Origin of the sequence: Faecalibacterium langellae (assembly GCF_002549775.1) — a bacterium.
In the GTDB taxonomy this organism is placed as follows: domain Bacteria; phylum Bacillota; class Clostridia; order Oscillospirales; family Ruminococcaceae; genus Faecalibacterium; species Faecalibacterium langellae.
In genome coordinates this window covers 1-1,021 of record NZ_NMTR01000073.1, presented here as the reverse complement: position 1 = coordinate 1,021, position 1,021 = coordinate 1, and the positions used below count along the sequence as shown (strand labels likewise).

The window sequence follows — 1,021 nt, the reverse complement described above, 5'->3', positions numbered from 1 at the left end:
GAAAATACGTACTAAATCATTGTAAGGATAGGTATTGACCACATCATATGCGGTCAGACTTGCCTCCTCATTCATGCGCATATCCAGCTTGGCATCCTGTTTGTAGGAGAAACCACGCTCACGCTCATCCAACTGCGGGCTAGACACGCCTAAGTCATAGAGAATACCATCGATTTCAGACACACCCAAAGCTTCAAGGTTGGACTTGAGATTACGGAAATTATCTTTAATGAAGGTCACCATGCCCTTATCAATATAGTCCTTGAGACGCACTTGAGCATTATCAATAGCCTTCTGGTCTTGATCAAAGCAATACAAATGTCCCTTTTCAGACAATTGTGACAAAAGATAAGACGAATGTCCTGCGCCACCCAAAGTCGCATCTACATAGATGCCATCAGGCTTGATATCAAGCATATCAACAGTTTCGTGCAAAAGAACAGTTACATGGTGAAATTCATTAGTCATAATTTTTATTATAGCATAAGAACAGAGAAATTGTCTCGACTTGAAAGTTGTTAGGAAGTCAAAAAAGCTAGACCCTAGGCCTGGCTTTATGATTGATATATTAGTACTCAAAAATTAGTCTACTCTGTAATAATAACTTTTCTCTGAAGGCATCCCATTAGTAGCTAAAATTCGGTCCTTACTGTTATCTCCAGCATCACTTCCATCGCTAACCCCTTTAGGACAAAGCTCAATTGGGGTGTGTTACCTGTCGGAATGGAATCAATATAAGTTAAACTATATATCCCAGACACATATTGACTTTGTGAAACCTTATCAATTGGATAAGCATTCCCCCAAAGTTCCAATTGTCCATCCGAAGTAATTTTGATGGTCATTCCATTTGAGGACTTCCATGTGCCTACAGATGACTTATAGTTACCATTTTTCAGTTCATCAGCCTTAAGTGAGCTTGAGCTTGTTTTATCTTCCAATGATGTTTTAGAACTACTATTACTTTCATCACTACTCAAATCCTCCCAATCCCAACTAGAAAGATCTGCTTTTTCAGCAC

General features: G+C 39.1%; 2 protein-coding genes. Both read right to left on the bottom strand.

Annotated features, from left to right (window positions below; all coding sequences use genetic code 11):
* Positions 1-468: 16S rRNA (cytosine(1402)-N(4))-methyltransferase RsmH (gene rsmH, locus CGS49_RS13770; RefSeq protein ID WP_097802308.1), on the bottom strand; the 468-nt coding region annotated here is incomplete at its 3' end.
* Positions 469-632: 164 nt separating this feature from the next.
* Positions 633-1,021 (bottom strand): DUF6287 domain-containing protein (locus tag CGS49_RS13765; RefSeq protein ID WP_207653422.1); only part of this gene is annotated, 389 nt, incomplete at its 5' end.